Source organism: Spirosoma agri, assembly GCF_010747415.1.
Lineage (GTDB): Bacteria > Bacteroidota > Bacteroidia > Cytophagales > Spirosomataceae > Spirosoma > Spirosoma agri.
Genome location: NZ_JAAGNZ010000004.1, coordinates 170,338 through 186,650 on the forward strand (window position 1 = coordinate 170,338; position 16,313 = coordinate 186,650).

The following is a 16,313-nucleotide window of genomic DNA, read 5'->3' on the forward strand; positions in this document are numbered from 1 at the left end:
CTTGTCGAGCGAACAGGGGAGTTTTCTTCTCGGGACAGCCAACAATGAGCTGATAAGCAAAGGTCGGCACTACCAACAGTGCCGACCTTTGCTCGAATCACTTTGGCCACTCTAAAAACCACCCATTAGCTGGCAGTTATTAGTAAGTAGACAGACAAACATTAGCTGGCTTCCGGAAAATCAGCGTTGTTGCCGATGTGCGCATGCGTCTCGATTTCCGTTTTGAGATCGGTGAACTTGGCAAGGGCTTCCCGCACGGCCATTTTGCCCAGCGGCAGATGCAACGGCGGATTGTCCATGCGCACCAGATCATACATCGCTTGAGCCGCCCGTTGCGGATCGCCCGCCTGCTTCCCACTGTTTTGCTTGGATGACTCAAGCGCCTTACCAACCGTAGGCTCGTAATCCGCAATCGCCACTTTTGTATACGTTGCCGAACGGCCAGCCCAATCTGTTCGAAACCCACTAGGCTCTACGTTTGTAACATGGATGCCCAGCGGCTTCACCTGCTTGGCTAAACTCTCGCCGATGCCTTCGAGAGCAAATTTAGAACCATGATAGATTCCGGCGCTGGGAAACGTAGTCAGGCCACCGATGCTGGTCACGTTAATGATGTGCCCACTTTTACGCGCTCGTAAATGGGGCAGCACGGCTCTGATCACGCGTAGGGGACCAAACACATTACTATCGAATTGACGTTGCACCTCGGCATCGTCAATCTCTTCGATGGCACCCAGTGAGCCGTAGCCGGCATTGTTTACCACTACATCCAGGTGCCCTAACTGATCGATAGCCGCTGCTACCGCTTCTTTGACCTGCGACTCGTTGGTTACATCGACGATGAGACCGATGCCGTTTTCGCCCCATTTACGGCTAAACTCATCCGCCTGACTTTGTTTACGAAACGTGCCGGCTACCTTGTCCCCACTCTGTAAGGCTAGCTCCGCCAGGTATTTACCGAAACCCGTGCTGACGCCCGTTATAAACCAATTCTTGATCATTTGTAAATGCGTTATTTGCTTGTATGATAACTACCAGTAATCCCCCGGAAGTGTTTGCCGTTTAATGAACTGAGCGTAATGACGGACTAAATTTTGGTGGGAATGAGTGGAGCTGGCAGCAACACCTCGTATAACTGAAGAGCGAGCGTTCGGGCTTCGAACGTTGTAATCGATGGCTGTTGTACCGATAACGGCAACTCGCTTGTGCGCAAACTGCTGCTCGACTTTATCGGCTAAAGGTCACGAGCCTGATCAGGCAATTAAGTACACTCTAGCACATTATGGCTTCACTGAACGCTAAAAGGCATGGAGGTGCCGGTTCTTGACACCAGTTTCCCTAGCCAAAAATTGGCGTATTGCCATTTTTTATCGTGACCACATGCAATGGTTTGATGACCGAACTACGGCTTGGCGAACCAACATCGACGATCAGTATGTCTACGATAAAGCGCTCGAGAAAATTGATCTACAGGTCAGTTCACCAACTAGTTAAACCCAGTTTGCGTTATTAAAACGAATTGCTGTTGGCCCATTTTAGTTGACCATTAAACAACGCCTAATCGTGGGTCGGCTCAAAACTACTTCCATCAGGCTCAATACCATTGGCAGGGTGACTGCTATTACCAAAGCGTGATGTGGCGGCCATTATCTGTTCGCGCTTGCTTAAAGAAGCTTAATGTCTAGTCAACCCATCATTGACAACGGGGGTCACCTGTCAGCGGGTCAATAAGCGTCTACATGCCACGTCAACTAAATACGTAAAATTTGCGTTTCTTTACTGTGTCGTTACGACACTGACAAGTAGTTAGAAAGAATCTGAAGTGCCCATAGACTACATAAACACAACAAATTGCTATGGCAACGAAAACAAAACGTCTTGTGGACCTGGCTCAGAAGCTGATGCAGGACAAAAAGCAGTTAGAAGCCTATTACCAAAGTGGCGATGAGTCTAGAAAACCAGTCGGCATTAAGTTCGTCAAACCCTTCTCCATACCCACTAAGCGAGACTGAAACAGGCTTTGCTTTTATAACCGAACGAGGAGCTGTTTACCGCTTAGACTTCACGTCCGATTCAGCGTATCTGCCCGACACTCCTTTTGCGGATTCGGTTTATTCATTCTCTATTCTGCCAGTAACTGGCTCCTTGGACCGAAAAGATCCTCGTATCGAGCCAACAATCATTCAGGCATTACACGTGTTCTTTGCGTCCGTTCCCAAAGCGGTATTGCTTTACGTGTGTAGTACAGAGAACGATCAGGAGCGAGTCAGAAGCCGCTTATTTGGCCAATGGTTCTCCCGCCATCAGAAAGGCTTTAACAAATTCGATTTCCAGTATCCTGAGCAACGCTTATATATGTCGGCTGTCGTTCGGCGAGATCTCCCGGAGAGCTGGCGCGTCGAGTTAGCGATCTTGCAAGCCGTTGAACAGAATAAATAACTGGTCTGCACACGACCTTTTTATACGTCAAGCTCGTCGTTTCACCGGGTTGGCCCCGCTGGAGCGGGCAAAGATGCGTTGCTGGCGTATGCTAGTGGGCCGCCCATAACCAGCAATGTCCACCGGTTGAGCAACCCCACCTGTGTGCTCACTGATAACTCCTCTTTAGCCGAACCAGAAGCTAAACGTATGGCTTTACTGAAAGGCGGAGATTGATTAACAGGGGTTCCGTAGCCCATACTGATCTCGGCCAACTGAACGGTGTAAAGAGTCAAAACGCTGAACGATTATACGGATCGAGTTTAGTAAACGCGAAAAAGTCTGTTCTGCGTCATCTCCTCTCCTACCCGGCACCGTTTAGAAAGACCTCCGAATAAAATCAGGCAAGGCACTCTCTCAAAAACTGCTATGATCGGAGAACGCTTACTGAGCAATGGCCAGCGACAAAAAACCAGCCCATGATTGGCCCAGGGTGATTGAAGCGGTCAGCGAACTAACCAATAAAGCAGCGATCGTTTTCATAGATGGTAAGAGGGAAAAGTCACTAATCAACCATATAAACTACTGGTAATCAAGAAATGATTATGCGATTGCCTAATAACTATTGACATTTATTAGGTGCGTAGTTTTTCCTGTCATACAAGAGTCTACACATCAGGTAAGCCAGGTCTAGCGTCCGAAGTAGAAATTGACTGATCCCTGAAAACTTGGTTGAATCCAGTTGACCTGTGTTAATTTACCTGCTTTAGCGACCCCTTCCAGGGAGAATCGTTTCCCCAGGGTGTACTCAAGACCAAAGCCCGCGTTCAGCTTAGGACTGTAGAATGGTTTAGGGGGTTCGCTGCCCAGGTCAAGATCCCACACCCAATCCTTGAAACGACCATAGGAGAAGCCAATCTCCGAGAACCCCGACACGAAACCGCCGTTCCACAAGTAATAACGGGCAAAAAGGCCCGCTTCCTGACGTTGTGAAAAGAAATTATGCACCTCACCTTCCAGACCGATCCAGGTACGGTTGGCAACGAACTTGCCTAGTTTGGCCTGAGCCCCAACGATAGTGAGTCCACCCCCAGTTAGCCCCCCTCCTTTCTGGTGGTGCGCACTGGCCACTTTCTGCCAGTCGCTGTTCCGGTCTCCATCCTGTGCGAAACTAGTCGAGTACAGACCACAAAGCAGGATGAAGGTTAAGCGGTAGTTGTTTATCATCTGATGAGGACGGGACAGTTGATTGGTTGACGTCACCTTTGTGCTATATAGGCAAACATTATTATAACTTAGAAGCCCTTCTTCGGGATACTTTACTCGTCGTTAGACGGCTTGGTTTCGGCCTATTTCCTAACCGTGTCTGGGTGTTCCTCTTTCTTTCCAGGGACAATCAGGCTTGTTTTCAGGGCGTATAAGGGCCGGTTGATCCTGGAATAGCTTCTCGTGGTAAGAATGCTTACACAATCTGTCTGCCAGGAACCCAACCATTACCCTAGCCTAATAAGACAAGCTAGTTCTGGTTAATCTTCGCTCGTCAGGACGATGTGACAGTTATTTTATTCGTTCGTAATCGCTGCACAGGATTTTGTAGTGACTATTCTGGGTCATTTCCTCGGCCCGTTTCCTCAGTCGGCCTTCCTGTCAGCCACTCATCCAGCCGCCAGACTATTCCGGTAGTTTGTTATACACAGTGCCAGCCATAGCCTATACCTTTGGTTCATCGATCGGGAACAACCCGACTCGCTTTTACCTCAGAAACCAACCCATATAGGACCATGAAAACGCTCTTCAACTCCCTGCTCGTTACCTTCACCTTAAGTTTAGTTACCGTCTCGGCTTCACTGGCTAAAACCAATCCTGGCAAACAGGCGGACACAGCTACCACCTATAAACCGGCATCTACACCAACAGGGCGGGTAATCTGAACATCGCTCTCGATAAAGAAACGACGGGTGCGGTTGATATCAAACTCAAAAACGCAGCTGGCAAGGCCCTGTTCGATCAACAGTTGAGTAAGAACGAGAAGAAATCGCGGATTAGCCTGAACATGAGCGATTTGCCCAAAGGTGCCTATCAGCTGGAGATTTCAAACGGGATAGATACCTCAACCCAGACCGTGACACCAACCACGAAGCTATCTAGTTCACCCAGCCGCCTGGTAGCCATCAACTAATACCGGTTTCAGCGTTTTATGTATAAGCAAGTGTGCACTACGATATACTATACAGTGAGTGAGCAACAGACAGTGGACCCCGTTAACATCAGGATTTATATGGTTGAAAATGAGAAGGCAAAAAAGTGCCAAATAAAGCTTATCCTGTTTCAGCATACACAATAAAGCAGTCTAGCTGGCGTTTTTATTCTGTTACGTTTTTGCAACCTCACTGATTCAGTCAGCGAGGTTTTTTCGTTTCCTGTCATATACTAGTGCTGTTACGAAAATCGTCCCTGATTCATTGCAGCTTAATCAATCAGCCTCTCAGAAGCGACGATTCGAAATAGTTATTGATTTTCCAAGCATCTGCAACGAATACAACTGCCGTACCTGACGATTATCAACAGGCTATGATAGAGTCACGGACAGCGGACACTGTACCTCAACATGAGGGAGGAAAAGTGGTCTGACTGAATCAAACTCTTGGCCACTCAATTTGCCCATAGACGGTCTTACCTCCACCAAGTAGTCAAAAACTATATACTCCGCTTCAATATAGCCTGCACCAGCTCGCCGGTATTGAGCTGTTGCATCCTCAGTGCCTTACTTTTATGTATATGTAAAGGTATAGTTTGTCTAAGCTGGGCTGTTCATACCCTTGCGCAAACACGAATCAATCGTGTACTTTACGAATAGGCAAACTCAATAACTTGCCCTCCTTATGAAGCCCTATCTCCTCTCTGGTCTCATCTTTTTCATGCTGGCGATTTTTGGCTACCTGAAACTATCGCAAATGCAGTCGGACGCCAAATTTGCCGGCATCAGAGACAAAATACAGCAGCAGCAGATAAAGGCCTGCCAGGAGCAGGTTTTGTTTTATAGCAGTATGATGAAAAAACAGCGGGAGCAGATCGAGCAACAACAGGCGGAGATTAAGCGGTTGAAGAAGTAGGGTACTACAGTCTATGGTAAACTCCGCTTAATCAATCGCATTACCTGCGTAGCCTGGAACGCGCAGCCCCGAACAGTACGAAATCCCGTTTGATTGAGGTGATCCGCAATCTGCGTATAGTTCTTACCCGCTTTATGCATCATTTCAGCTACTGTTGTAGCGCGCCGGTTATCCCGGTTAGCCTGAGCGTTGCGCCGGGTAGCTTCGGTTCCTTTTCGTCTGGCTTCATCGGTAAGATTTTCGGGGTTACCCAATACGGCACCCTGAGCTATCTTAGCCTGCAGTGCTGCCTTAGTCCGTGAGCTGATCAACTCGCGTTCATGCTGGGCTAGTGTCGCGAAGATACCAATGGTCAATGTATTAGCGTCTGGCATATCGACACATTGAAAGTTGACGCCCGAATCCCGCAGTGTGAAGATGAACGAAGCGTTACGGCTCAATCGGTCAAGTTTAGCGATGACCAGAACAGCCCCCTCCTTTTTTGATCGATCAATAGCGGCTGCCAGCTGAATACGCTGGTTGTTCTTCCCGGATTCAACTTCGGTGAACTCCGCCACAATCATTGCTTGATGGTCCGACCCCTTCACGAATGCGGCCACCGATGCTTTTTGCGCATCAAGCCCTAAACCCGAATTACCCTGCGCTCTGGTCGATACCCGATAATAGGCCACATACTTAACCGGAGCCGGTCGGGTACCAGCCATCAATTGAATGGTCCGTCGAGCGGTTGATTTAGTAGCCATGCTCCTACAGGATTAATTTATTAATTCGAAACGTGAGGAATGGATATTTCTTGGTAAGAGTCAGTAAGCGCATCTCCGCTTCGTCTGAACTCAGTTGCTCGGCCGAGTCAGATAAAGGCAAAAGTGCGCCAGTGGAATCATCAAATTCCTTTACCGTAATCCAATTACCGTGAACCGGTGAAAGAAACTGAACCTCGTAATAGACCATAAGTTGATTACTTTATGGCTTAAATATATTCAAGGTCGTTCATTCTACAAGGCATAAACACGCGCGTAAATGCCCGTTTTATCCACTCATCTCCTACCCAATCACCGTTCAGAAAAACCTTCAATTTTGATTAACAGCGGGAATGGTGAGTTATTAATACTTAAACTAGTACACAGGAGAACCCCTTACTTCTTAAACCTATATAGATAGGGAGCTTTGTTAGAGGCACCCGTAAATTTCTTTTCAAGGCGTTCTAATACATTCAAATCCAGTATTTTCTTTTGAAAATTGGATGTAACAAACGCTTTATTATAAACGGCTTCATAGAGTTCCTGTACTTCCCGCATCGTGAATGTTTCGGGTAGCAGATTGAAACCCAGTAACTTTTGGTGACGGCTATTCAGAACGAATACTCGCTCATCTGGAGTGGCCCGGAAGAGAAGATTATTCCTCTCTGTGAGGAACTGGGCATCGGCTTTGTGCCCTGGAGCCCGCTTGGCGTGGGTTTTCTGACCGGAACCATCGACGCCAATACCCGGTTCGCTCCCGGCGACATCCGCGGGATAGAGTCCAGGTTCTCGCCCGAGAATCTCCCCCATAACCTGGCACTCGTGGTTTTGGTAAAAAGCTGGACTGTTAGAAAAAAAGCAACGCCCGCTCAAATCTCACTTGCCTGGCTGCTGGCGCAGAAACCGTGGATTGTGCCCATTCCCGGAACTACCCAGATGGAGCACATGCTGGAGAACATTGGGTCAACCAATGCGCCGTTTACGGCTGATGAGCTCAAGCAATTTAATACCGAACTAGCCAAGATCGAAGTTAAGGGTGACCGTCTGCCGCAAATGGTACTTGCGTTTTCTAATGTAGAAGCACCGGTAAAGAAATGAAACTTACCCGTTTATTCAGTAGGGTGAGTTGTATCGCTTTGGGTAGTCATCATCTGAATATAAATGCCTTCACCTGGGGCTGACCGAACCGCAATTGAGCCAGGCGCTGGGACTGATTGAGAAAGCCGTTTGCAAAGTGGAAGTCGAGGCCGGTTGGTTCTGAAGCAGGTTGTAACTTTCAGAAGGTAAGTGATAAGATGTTCTACCATGAAAAACAGGCGAAGCGGATAAAATTTGCTCTACTACTAGCTAGTCTCTCTGTTGGCTTGACACTAACGCTCAGACCCGAACAAAATCCGATACGGACGCAGGCGCCATTTTTCCAAAAGGGCAACGGACTCCGACCAGTAACTTTACTGGAATCGTCTGGGTGCAGTCATTAATTGAGCCCGACAACACCATGAATATTCCGGTGGGCTATGTAACTTTCGAGCCAGATGCCCGATCGCACTGGCATAGCCACGCGGGCGGACAGGTGCTACTGGCAGTGGGGGCATCGGCTACTATCAAGAGCGGGGAAAGCCCATTCAAATCTTACAGAAAGGGGATGCCGTGAAATCTCTTCCGAATGTACCACATTGGCAGGGTACTTACCCAACGGTCGGGTTTACGTAGCCGGGCGGTGGCCATCACAACAAACACCGCACCAGGGCGAGTAACCTGGTTACAACCGGTAAGTGATCAGGAGTAAAACAATCTTAAGAAATAGCCCTTATCATCCCCTACGACATGTCGACAGACGTACTTCCTTACCAATTTGATCGAAGCCATATCCAGGTGAGCATTGTCCATATCGGGGTAGGCAACTTCCACCGGGCGCACCAGGCGTTCTACACCAACCTGCTACTGAAGAATTCGGACCAGCAGTCATGGGGCATTTGTGGGGTTGCCTTGTTACCTTCTGACGAGGCATTGATCCAGAAATTGCGTCAGCAACAGGGTGAGTATACGCTTACCGTTTGCGGGCGGAACGGCCATGATGAAGTCTACCGTATAGGGGCACTCACCGAACTGATCTGGGGTATTGAAAACCCGGCTGCCGTAACCGATAAGATCGCTGATAAGGCGGTTAAAGTCGTAACGCTGACCATTACCGAAGGCGGGTATAATATAGACAAGGCTTCGGGCACCTTTATGCTGGATGATAAACGCGTGCAGCATGATCTTGCCCATCCTGACGGGCCCACAACTGTTTTCGGGTTTGTAGCAGAAGGCCTGCGTAAACGGAAAGCCGCTGACCATGGCGGATTAACTATTCTGTCCTGCGACAATCTTCAGCACAATGGCAACACGACCCGGTATGCATTCATGCGTTTTATCGAGGCTCAAGACCCCGAGCTAGCCCAGTGGGTAGCTACGAACGTAACGTTTCCAAACAGTATGGTCGATCGGATTACCCCCGTAACCCGGCCGGAAGATGTAACTTGGCTCAACCAAAAAAGTGGAATTGACGATCAAGTACCGGTGTACTGCGAGGATTTTATCCAATGGGTCATCGAAGATAACTTCATAGCCGGACGGCCCCAGTGGGAACGGGTGGGCGTCGAATTTACGGATGATGTGACTGGCTATGAAACCATGAAACTGAGCCTGTTGAACGCATCCCACACACTACTATCCTATCCGGCAACCCTGATGGGCTACCGGAAGGTGGACGAGGCTCTTCAGAATGAGCAGCTGATACACTTGCTCCGTACTTTTATGGATATTGACATTACGCCCTATGTACTGGTTCCCGGCAATACGGATCTGGACGTATACAAGCAGACGCTCATCGAACGGTTTGCAAACCGATCGGTCAGTGACCAACTTAGCCGGCTTTGCGCGGATGGGATTTCTAAATTTCCGGTGTACATTTTACCCAACTTAGATAAAATGATCAAGGACGGCAAAGACCTGACCCGAATGGCTTTTCTAATCGCGGCTTATCGGCATTATCTACACGCTGGGATCGATGATAAGGGCATTCGCTACACCATTACCGAGCCTTGGATGACACTGGAGGATAAAAAGAGGATCGCGAATGAAGACCCAAATGATTTTTTGAGTATGTCGGCTTTTGAAGGCATTTCTCTGGCGGCAGATACGACATTCATCGAGTTATATACCCAATTTGCAACCCGGATTGCCGACAATGGAATGAAGACTGTGCTCGCTTCCATTTTAACGTAGATCGTCCGCCCTAAGCCCTAACCGGTGAACCTATGACCGCTACGCCACGCCCCAGTCTTCTCCCCTTTGTCACGATTACGTTTGTCTATTTTATTGTCGGGTTCTTGACAACGGTGAATGAACAACTACAAGCCCCCCTGCGATTTACGTTTCTTGCCCACGCGGGAAGTCTGAAAAATACGTTTACGACGTTAATTTCTTTTTTCTTCTTTCTGGGCTATCTGATCAACGGAACACTAGGCAGTCGATGGGTTAATAGGCATGGGTACAAAAAAACGATAATACGTGGCCTGGGATTAATTCTTGCGAGTCTATCAACGTATTAGTGTTCGGCCTGGATGGGCTACAAATATCCCACTATAACGTTTTCTGTCAGCCATGATGCAACAATCCCTTTGGGCTTTATTGTCTTTGTGCTGGGGTCTTATTTAATGGGTACCTCAGCGGCTATCATTCAGGTGGTAGTCAACCCCTATGTGGCTTCGTACGAATTGCGGGGAACCCAACCCGTACAGCGGTTAAACATTACCACGGCAATCAATTCCATTGGGACTACTTCAGCCCCTTTTTTCGTCACCGTCGTGATGTTTAGTGGCATTTCTATCCTCCATGTCAAAATTGAGCAGTTACTGTTGCCTTTCGCTTTTCTCATTTTAGCCGTTATAGCGGTTACGTTCATCACCAGCAGGCTTCATATACCGGATATCACCCACACCAGAGCGACGGTCAGTGAAAAGCTCGACCGAAGTATCTGGTCGTTTCGGCACTTTACTCTGGGCGTCATCGCTATCTTCTTTTATGTGGGTACCGAAGTGGCGATTGGGGCGAATATCAACTTATATGCGTTTGAACGAATAGGCGCTGGCCACCCCATCACATTCCTAGGTAAAACAGACATCATCCTGGGTGGACTCGATCTAGGTATTCATGCCTTATTATCCACGCTATACTGGGGGGGATTCCTGGTGGGCAGGGCTATTTCCAGCTTTTTGAGTAAGATTTCGGCTAGGACGCAGTTGATCACGACAACCGTACTGGCGACTACGTTCGCCCTTACGGCCATGATGACCCAAAATTTGTGGTTGCTGGTGGCGATCGGCTTATTACATTCGTCAATGTGGAGTTGCATATATTCGCTGACGATAAAAGGCCTGAACCAATACACCTCAAAAGCCTCCGGCATATTTATTTCCGCCGTGTTCGGTGGAGCGGTTTTTACCCTGATCCAGGGTGGGCTCGCCGATCTATTGGGCTCATGGCGATGGACCTGGTTTCTGACCGTTGTTTGTGAAGTAGTGATGCTAGTCTATGCCTTGTACGGTTCTCGTATCAGAGAGAAAGATATGATTCGTTAAAAGCGATCAACGTTACGTAGACAAGATTGCAGTAGCACACATAGCGTTTTACCCCCAAATTTCATGGTGTCATGAATTCCTTTTTCTGTAAAGATGTAACGGGAACTGAAGCACTATACTGTACAAGTTTATCAATAGCCTAATCCAGCATTGGTAAAAAATTAGCCGAAGAACTAAAGACGCCTATACCCAATATTTGTGGGACAGAGTTATCGTAAAACCCTGATTATTAATCCGAAGGTGAACGTTGGTGTTATCAATGTGACCTTTGAACTAGGCTGCCGAAATAACCGCTCGGCGGTTCGATGGCATACACATTGAGGTGGTTTACAGCTTTTATTGGTAACAGGAGGTGAAGGCTGGTATCAGGAAGACGGGAAATCGGCTCGCCAGGTATTTCGGCTACCCCGGATTCTGGCATCCACCAGATTTTGCTGAACAAATTCATCCTGATTACCATCCAATTTTACGGAATGAGCAACCTCTTTGGCCGAACAATAGCTCATACTTTCCTTTTTTTCTTCCGCAAATCATTCTGACTTGGACTGCACATAGCCGGTCATGTGGGTTAGCGTGTAGTTTTCATCCAAAATCTTGTTCATGGCCTTTGTATCCCGTCTAATCATCAACCGTGTCAACTGACGGGTTACCCCTAAAATCTGCGTTCCCTCTATGTTAATAAGATCGTTCATGCTGATTGATTCTACGATCAGTTACCTTATGATGGTAAATTGCCCCAGGAAACCTGGGGCAATTGCTACGCTCTATCGACAAAAGGACCCAATCACCTTACCCCTCCCACTTCACGTACTTCTGCCAGTTATGCTGCTCGCGGAAACCCAGCACGTCCCGGATCTTGCGATTGGAAAACAAGGCTTCGTGCTCACCCATCTCGCGACTGAAGGGGACGCCCGGAAAGAACCTGGCCGCCAACTCCTGACTGGGAAGAATGGCCCCGTTGTGGTCGTTGCCCGCATTGAAAACCTGGTAGCCTAGCTGGTCTTTTTGCAGACACAGATCCACGATCTGGCCCAGGTCACGCGCATCAATGTAGCAGAAGGCATTCCGGCGTCGCACTTCAGGATTCGTGAAATAATGAGGGAACAGCTCAGCGTATTCGTGGGGTTCGATCACATTGCCAATCCGAAGGGCGTAGATGTCGAAGCCCGACCGGCGCTGGAAACTGCGGGCCGTTTGTTCATTGACCACTTTCGATAAGCCGTAGCTATCCATAGGATCAACGTCGTAGTCCTCTTCCAGGGGCAGTACCTTGGGATCGGTCTGGCCATTGGAAAAACAGATTCCATAGGTGGTCTCGGAGGAGGCAATGATGATCTTTCGAATGCCTAGTTTCACGGCGGCTTCAATGACGTTGTAGGTGCCGATTGTGTTGACCCGAAACGTTTCATTATCGGGTTTGAGTAAGATTCGGGGTACAGCGGCAAAATGAACGACCGCATCAAACTTGGGCACGCCCGTACCGGGCTCCAGCTCATCCAAGCCGGCGTACGAAGTCATGGCATTGAAGATTTGTCCCGAATCCGTGATGTCGGCTACTAGGTTATCCACGCCTGGGTGATCCAGAGGTGTCAGGTCGACATTGAGCACCCGGTGTCCCTGGTCAAGCAGGTAGGGAACAACATGCTTTCCGGCCTTTCCCGACCCGCCCGTAAAAAATATCCGCTGTTTGGTCATGTCTTCTTTTTCTTAGTTGAGTTCGCTCCTTTGACGAAGCTGTGTTCTGAATAACGATGTGCATTCGCCACATTTAGCAAAATATACTGATAACGCCTTGATGTATATTCTATTGGTCACGTGTTTACCAGAAAAAACGTTTTGTGAGTGGCTTAGCGGGGAGTTACAAGGTATTGCTAGTATTTACTTGAACTAGCACCAGCGAAAAAAGATGATAAATTCACCATAAAGTTATCATTTACCATTAGAACAACTCATCAGTTAGCGGCTGAAGCCGTTAAGCAGAACCAGCGGCAAATCTATAAAGGCCATCAATCAAGCCGTTACCATTGCCTGGCAGTTGATGAAAGGCAATATGATATTCGTAAAGTAGTATTGACTAATAAGCGTCTCAATATTATTGGTACTTCGAATCAAACCGGCTGCTCGAGTCGACAACTGAAAATTAGCTACCGGTACCTACAACAAGTTATGTGTATTGATGAGTAAACGCATCACATACAGTCTTTCAGGTCGTCCAAGGGTCCTTGAGGTCAGGATGACCGCATACCTCTTCAAGTGGTAAATAAGAGAGGTTAAGACCATCTATTGCCAAAGATTGGTTCGAAAACGTCTAACATTGGGCTAATTAATGGTCTAGAGTCCTTTTTGCTAACTCGTTCTCCTGTCTTCTGTACACACAATTAACTATAGGCACATAGGTAATTAACAGATGACCATAAAAAGAAACGCATGATTCGGTAACTCTGAGCCAATTCAGCCTTATAGTAGCCGTAGCCCTGCGTAGCGGGCAGAAACTCCTTCTTTGCTTCCATGATTCAGTTTGTAAGCCGTAAGGCCTTTGTAACACGCACCCTTGCTGCCATCCTGTGTCTGGCAGGCCCCAACCTAATCGCACAAGACTGGACCCTAGGTCCTTTCGTAAGACCCCAGGGGGTAAATCCTGTTATTTCCCCCAATCCTAAAAGCACCTTTCCCGACCCCATCAGTGGCCAACGGGTAGCCTGGGAAGCCAGTGATGTCTTCAACCCAGCAGCGACTATCCGCAAGAAAAAGATTTATGTCCTCTATCGGTCCGAAGATAAGTCTGGACAAGGCATTGGCAAACGCACATCCCGGCTGGGGCTGGCAACCAGCAAAGATGGTCTTCGCATGAAGCGACGCCCGACGCCGGTATTTTACCCCGCCGATGATAATCAGAAAGAGTTCGAGTGGCCAGGCGGCTGCGAAGACCCCCGCATTGCGATGACCCCGGAGGGTACCTATCTCATGCTCTACACGCAGTGGAATAGACACGTGCCCAGACTGGCCGTTGCTACATCCAAAAATCTAACGACCTGGACCAAACATGGTCCCGCCTTCTACCAGGCCTACGGGGGCAAATTTAAAGACTTGGCCAGTAAATCTGCTTCCATTGTGACCAAACTGGTAAAGGGGCGGCAAGTAATCACCAAAGTGAAGGGCAAGTACATGATGTACTGGGGCGAAAAATTCATGAATATCGCTACTTCGGATAATTTGGTGAACTGGGAGCCTATGGTGGATGAGCGGGGCGAACTGAAAGCGGTACTCTTGACGCGGCCACATTATTTCGATAGCGATCTGACCGAATGTGGCCCGCCCGCCATCCTGACCGACAAAGGCATCCTGGTGTTATATAATGGCAAGAATAAGCCGGGCATAGGCCGCGATACGACCTACACGGCGAACACCTATGCCGCTGGCCAGGTATTGTTTGATGCGCAGGATCCCTCCCGAGTCATCGCCCGCTTGGACAAGCCTTTTTTTGTGCCTACCGAGCCGTTCGAGAAAAGTGGCCAATACCCGGCGGGTACAGTCTTCGTGGAGGGCTTGGTATATCATCGGGGCCAGTGGTTTTTGTATTATGGATGTGCTGACAGTCGGGTAGCCGTAGCGGTGTACAAGCCGAAAAGCCGGTAAAATAATGCCGGTCGGTCAAGAACAGAAACGGCTGGACGGATGCTGACAATCGGTAGAGATTTTATGGTTGAGATTATCGAACAAGGGTATGAGGCATTTTACTATAACTACAAGCTTTTTGACATAACTATAAAAATAGTCTCTTACTATCTGCGTAGGACTAGGTAAAGAAACTATTTACAGCAAGAAATAAGCCTGAGTACTAAGCTCAGGCTTAAAAGCGAGATGATTAATGCGCTGGAGCAGTAGTTATTTCAACCGGAAATTTATGCCAACACTGACCTGCCACCGGTTAAAATCGTCGGGTGGTGTCAGATAATAGCCACCATTCGAGTTCCTTGACCAGCTCCGGCCCGCCATTGCTTCGACTGACCATCGCTTCGCAATTCGGTAATGAGCGCCTAGCCCTATTTCCGTTTGCCAGGTATACCCAGTGCCGGGAGGGGCGTCAGACCGCATCCTAAGTGTGCTTTGACCATAGGAAGCTCCCAAATGGCCAAACATGGCTAACCGGTTGCCTCGCAGAAAATAGTAGCGCGTTGATAAGCCCCCGCCCTTTAACCGATAGTCAGGCTTATCAACTGTCTGAGGATAAATGTTACTGACCAGATAGCGAGCTTCAGCAGCGATGGACCAGCCGTCCATGATGAAGTACTGAACACGAGGTATCACGTACGTTGTGGTTGGATAAGTGCCCCGGTAGCCCTGTCCAACGTTGACCCCTACATTAAAATGCCCTTTCCCCAATAGATCCTGTTGCTTGCCGTCGCTTAAGGTTTGGGTCTTTCCCACTAAAGGACTTACCAGGCAAAAAAGTAATAGATACCGTCTCATCGTATAACAAGTTGTTTGCCGTAGAGACGCTTCCAGCGTTGGTACAGTTGTAACGTTTTGAAATCATTAAGCTTTATTAACAGTTGATAGCCGACTGAACGAAGTTGTCTGAATGTCGTGGCGGTTGCAAAGCTTAGTATGACTGTTTCCTGGGTAAATTATAACAGTGTGAAGCCCGTTTTTTGAAAGGAGTGAGCAACCCCACGATGGATCGTAGCCACTACAACTGCAATGATATAACTTGACATATACTACGGATTGAGTTATACATATTCTATTAATTATTATATTAGCTATCCCTTATTTCATAAACTCATCTTTATAAACGTTTCAATCATGAACAAATTTGCACTGATCATGCTTGGCCTGATGGCTGTAATCTTGGGAGGTTGTAGCCAAACTAGTCAGGAAGCTACTCCTGATTTAGCCACCTCGTTGGCGGGACAATTCAACGCTACCTACTTAATTGTTGATCCAACTAGTCAGCAAAGTCCATCGAGTGGGTCGCTGTCGCTAGTTCAACTAAAACGCAAAAACAACAATACGCTGACTATCGAGGTTAAGATCGATGATGGGCCTGTGCAGGTAAATGACCGCTATGAGGCTGTGATTACACCAACAAACCTAGAGGGGGATGGCTTGTTAATTCCTGGTCTTCGCAGCCGGTATAATCTTACTGCTCCCAATCTAAACAGGAAAGGGTCGGGCGTAAGTAGTTTAAATCTCTACCAAGATGGCAAGGTCCGTGGCGGTCTTGCCTACGTGAATTCGACAGGTCAGCTAATAAGCCTGGCCTTTGCTCTATAGCTTCGGGTAAACCAGACAATGTACAAATTCCGGTCATCTTAAAAATTGGGTTTTGTACGTTGTCTGGCCTTGTCGCGCAACCACGAATCAGGCTTTTCGATTACTATCTTTTCTTAGGGGAGATGTCAAAAATAACTGGT

General features: G+C 48.0%; 21 protein-coding genes and 1 pseudogene. 12 read left to right on the forward strand and 10 right to left on the reverse strand.

The window, feature by feature from the left end:
* Window positions 1-161: 161 nt before the first annotated feature.
* On the reverse strand, window positions 162-1,001 hold the full coding sequence (locus GK091_RS26270; RefSeq protein WP_164043711.1) for an oxidoreductase: 840 nt from the start codon (window positions 999-1,001) through the stop codon (window positions 162-164).
* A gap of 855 nt (window positions 1,002-1,856) precedes the next feature.
* Between GK091_RS26270 and GK091_RS26275 the strand changes: the two genes are divergently transcribed.
* A complete protein-coding gene (locus tag GK091_RS26275) occupies window positions 1,857-2,012 on the forward strand; it encodes a hypothetical protein (RefSeq protein ID WP_164043712.1) in 156 nt (51 codons plus the stop codon).
* A gap of 133 nt (window positions 2,013-2,145) precedes the next feature.
* Window positions 2,146-2,439, forward strand: a complete 294-nt coding sequence (locus GK091_RS26280) for a DUF6169 family protein (RefSeq protein ID WP_164043713.1) — start codon at window positions 2,146-2,148, stop codon at window positions 2,437-2,439.
* Between the two features lie 41 nt (window positions 2,440-2,480).
* Here GK091_RS26280 and GK091_RS26285 read toward each other — a convergent pair whose 3' ends face one another.
* Together GK091_RS26285 and GK091_RS26290 are read right to left on the reverse strand one after the other, a co-directional pair.
* A complete protein-coding gene (locus GK091_RS26285; protein ID WP_164043714.1) occupies window positions 2,481-2,714 on the reverse strand; it encodes a hypothetical protein in 234 nt (77 codons plus the stop codon).
* A gap of 394 nt (window positions 2,715-3,108) precedes the next feature.
* The gene (locus tag GK091_RS26290) at window positions 3,109-3,645 is read right to left on the reverse strand and encodes a hypothetical protein (protein ID WP_164043715.1); all 537 of its coding nucleotides are present in this window, start codon (window positions 3,643-3,645) and stop codon (window positions 3,109-3,111) included.
* A 554-nt stretch (window positions 3,646-4,199) separates the two neighbouring features.
* Here GK091_RS26290 and GK091_RS29740 point away from each other — a divergent pair.
* The 3 genes from GK091_RS29740 (at window position 4,200) to GK091_RS26300 (ending at window position 5,531) form a co-directional block, all read left to right on the forward strand.
* Window positions 4,200-4,349, forward strand: a complete 150-nt coding sequence (locus GK091_RS29740) for a hypothetical protein (protein ID WP_246202430.1) — start codon at window positions 4,200-4,202, stop codon at window positions 4,347-4,349.
* Between the two features lie 2 nt (window positions 4,350-4,351).
* Complete coding sequence (locus GK091_RS29745; protein ID WP_317166362.1) at window positions 4,352-4,597, forward strand: T9SS type A sorting domain-containing protein; 246 nt, start codon at window positions 4,352-4,354, stop codon at window positions 4,595-4,597.
* A 703-nt stretch (window positions 4,598-5,300) separates the two neighbouring features.
* Window positions 5,301-5,531: a hypothetical protein gene (locus GK091_RS26300; RefSeq protein ID WP_164043716.1), complete on the forward strand. Its 231-nt coding sequence runs from the start codon at window positions 5,301-5,303 to the stop codon at window positions 5,529-5,531.
* A gap of 11 nt (window positions 5,532-5,542) precedes the next feature.
* On the opposite strand, the gene GK091_RS26305 is transcribed toward GK091_RS26300, so the two are convergent.
* Window positions 5,543-6,235 carry a recombinase family protein gene (locus GK091_RS26305; protein WP_164043739.1) on the reverse strand — a complete coding sequence of 231 codons (693 nt, stop codon included), beginning with the start codon at window positions 6,233-6,235 and terminating at the stop codon, window positions 5,543-5,545.
* Window positions 6,236-6,667: 432 nt separating this feature from the next.
* Window positions 6,668-6,871, reverse strand: a pseudogene (locus GK091_RS29750) (NrtR DNA-binding winged helix domain-containing protein); the annotation flags it as partial.
* On the opposite strand from GK091_RS29750, the gene GK091_RS26310 reads away from it, so the two are divergent.
* The 5 genes from GK091_RS26310 (at window position 6,872) to GK091_RS26325 (ending at window position 10,896) form a co-directional block, all read left to right on the forward strand.
* Window positions 6,872-7,369 carry an aldo/keto reductase gene (locus tag GK091_RS26310; protein ID WP_317166363.1) on the forward strand — a complete coding sequence of 166 codons (498 nt, stop codon included), beginning with the start codon at window positions 6,872-6,874 and terminating at the stop codon, window positions 7,367-7,369.
* Window positions 7,370-7,769: 400 nt separating this feature from the next.
* Complete coding sequence (locus GK091_RS29470) at window positions 7,770-7,925, forward strand: cupin domain-containing protein (protein WP_212593011.1); 156 nt, start codon at window positions 7,770-7,772, stop codon at window positions 7,923-7,925.
* Between the two features lie 173 nt (window positions 7,926-8,098).
* Window positions 8,099-9,541 carry a mannitol dehydrogenase family protein gene (locus GK091_RS26320; protein WP_164043717.1) on the forward strand — a complete coding sequence of 481 codons (1,443 nt, stop codon included), beginning with the start codon at window positions 8,099-8,101 and terminating at the stop codon, window positions 9,539-9,541.
* 32 nt (window positions 9,542-9,573) lie between these two features.
* Window positions 9,574-9,867 (forward strand): hypothetical protein, encoded by a 294-nt coding sequence (locus tag GK091_RS29475; RefSeq protein WP_212593012.1) that lies wholly within the window; start codon window positions 9,574-9,576, stop codon window positions 9,865-9,867.
* 69 nt (window positions 9,868-9,936) lie between these two features.
* Complete coding sequence (locus GK091_RS26325; protein WP_212593013.1) at window positions 9,937-10,896, forward strand: MFS transporter; 960 nt, start codon at window positions 9,937-9,939, stop codon at window positions 10,894-10,896.
* Window positions 10,897-11,261: 365 nt separating this feature from the next.
* Here the strand turns inward: GK091_RS26325 and GK091_RS26330 are convergent, their stop codons facing one another.
* The 4 genes from GK091_RS26330 to GK091_RS29935 all read right to left on the reverse strand — a co-directional run bounded on the left by GK091_RS26330 (window position 11,262) and on the right by GK091_RS29935 (window position 13,406).
* Window positions 11,262-11,402 (reverse strand): hypothetical protein, encoded by a 141-nt coding sequence (locus GK091_RS26330; RefSeq protein WP_164043718.1) that lies wholly within the window; start codon window positions 11,400-11,402, stop codon window positions 11,262-11,264.
* Between the two features lie 24 nt (window positions 11,403-11,426).
* A complete protein-coding gene (locus GK091_RS26335) occupies window positions 11,427-11,588 on the reverse strand; it encodes a nuclear transport factor 2 family protein (RefSeq protein WP_164043719.1) in 162 nt (53 codons plus the stop codon).
* A gap of 97 nt (window positions 11,589-11,685) precedes the next feature.
* Window positions 11,686-12,591, reverse strand: coding sequence for an NAD-dependent epimerase/dehydratase family protein (locus GK091_RS26340; RefSeq protein WP_164043720.1), 906 nt, complete (start codon window positions 12,589-12,591; stop codon window positions 11,686-11,688).
* Between the two features lie 683 nt (window positions 12,592-13,274).
* Entirely contained in the window at window positions 13,275-13,406 is a 132-nt protein-coding gene (locus GK091_RS29935) for a hypothetical protein (RefSeq protein ID WP_262889235.1), read from the reverse strand.
* Between GK091_RS29935 and GK091_RS26345 the strand changes: the two genes are divergently transcribed.
* Window positions 13,405-14,532 (forward strand): glycoside hydrolase family 130 protein, encoded by a 1,128-nt coding sequence (locus tag GK091_RS26345; protein ID WP_164043721.1) that lies wholly within the window; start codon window positions 13,405-13,407, stop codon window positions 14,530-14,532. The genes GK091_RS29935 and GK091_RS26345 overlap by 2 nt on opposite strands.
* 249 nt (window positions 14,533-14,781) lie before the next feature.
* Here GK091_RS26345 and GK091_RS26350 read toward each other — a convergent pair whose 3' ends face one another.
* Complete coding sequence (locus GK091_RS26350; protein ID WP_164043722.1) at window positions 14,782-15,366, reverse strand: outer membrane beta-barrel protein; 585 nt, start codon at window positions 15,364-15,366, stop codon at window positions 14,782-14,784.
* A gap of 336 nt (window positions 15,367-15,702) precedes the next feature.
* On the opposite strand from GK091_RS26350, the gene GK091_RS26355 reads away from it, so the two are divergent.
* On the forward strand, window positions 15,703-16,173 hold the full coding sequence (locus GK091_RS26355; RefSeq protein ID WP_164043723.1) for a hypothetical protein: 471 nt from the start codon (window positions 15,703-15,705) through the stop codon (window positions 16,171-16,173).
* The last annotated feature ends 140 nt before the right edge of the window (window positions 16,174-16,313 follow it).

Bases quoted from the DNA above. Each gene is read 5' to 3' on its own strand.
- GK091_RS26335 (WP_164043719.1), bottom strand. From the start codon at position 11,588: ATGAACGATCTTATTAACATAGAGGGAACGCAGATTTTAGGGGTAACC.
- GK091_RS26305 (WP_164043739.1), bottom strand. From the start codon at position 6,235: ATGGCTGGTACCCGACCGGCTCCGGTTAAGTATGTGGCCTATTATCGG.
- GK091_RS26340 (WP_164043720.1), bottom strand. From the start codon at position 12,591: ATGACCAAACAGCGGATATTTTTTACGGGCGGGTCGGGAAAGGCCGGA.
- GK091_RS26300 (WP_164043716.1), top strand. From the start codon at position 5,301: ATGAAGCCCTATCTCCTCTCTGGTCTCATCTTTTTCATGCTGGCGATT.
- GK091_RS26355 (WP_164043723.1), top strand. From the start codon at position 15,703: ATGAACAAATTTGCACTGATCATGCTTGGCCTGATGGCTGTAATCTTG.
- GK091_RS29935 (WP_262889235.1), bottom strand. From the start codon at position 13,406: ATGGAAGCAAAGAAGGAGTTTCTGCCCGCTACGCAGGGCTACGGCTAC.
- GK091_RS29740 (WP_246202430.1), top strand. From the start codon at position 4,200: ATGAAAACGCTCTTCAACTCCCTGCTCGTTACCTTCACCTTAAGTTTA.
- GK091_RS26345 (WP_164043721.1), top strand. From the start codon at position 13,405: ATGATTCAGTTTGTAAGCCGTAAGGCCTTTGTAACACGCACCCTTGCT.
- GK091_RS26275 (WP_164043712.1), top strand. From the start codon at position 1,857: ATGGCAACGAAAACAAAACGTCTTGTGGACCTGGCTCAGAAGCTGATG.
- GK091_RS26290 (WP_164043715.1), bottom strand. From the start codon at position 3,645: ATGATAAACAACTACCGCTTAACCTTCATCCTGCTTTGTGGTCTGTAC.
- GK091_RS26350 (WP_164043722.1), bottom strand. From the start codon at position 15,366: ATGAGACGGTATCTATTACTTTTTTGCCTGGTAAGTCCTTTAGTGGGA.
- GK091_RS26270 (WP_164043711.1), bottom strand. From the start codon at position 1,001: ATGATCAAGAATTGGTTTATAACGGGCGTCAGCACGGGTTTCGGTAAA.
- GK091_RS26330 (WP_164043718.1), bottom strand. From the start codon at position 11,402: ATGAGCTATTGTTCGGCCAAAGAGGTTGCTCATTCCGTAAAATTGGAT.
- GK091_RS29475 (WP_212593012.1), top strand. From the start codon at position 9,574: ATGACCGCTACGCCACGCCCCAGTCTTCTCCCCTTTGTCACGATTACG.
- GK091_RS26320 (WP_164043717.1), top strand. From the start codon at position 8,099: ATGTCGACAGACGTACTTCCTTACCAATTTGATCGAAGCCATATCCAG.
- GK091_RS29470 (WP_212593011.1), top strand. From the start codon at position 7,770: ATGAATATTCCGGTGGGCTATGTAACTTTCGAGCCAGATGCCCGATCG.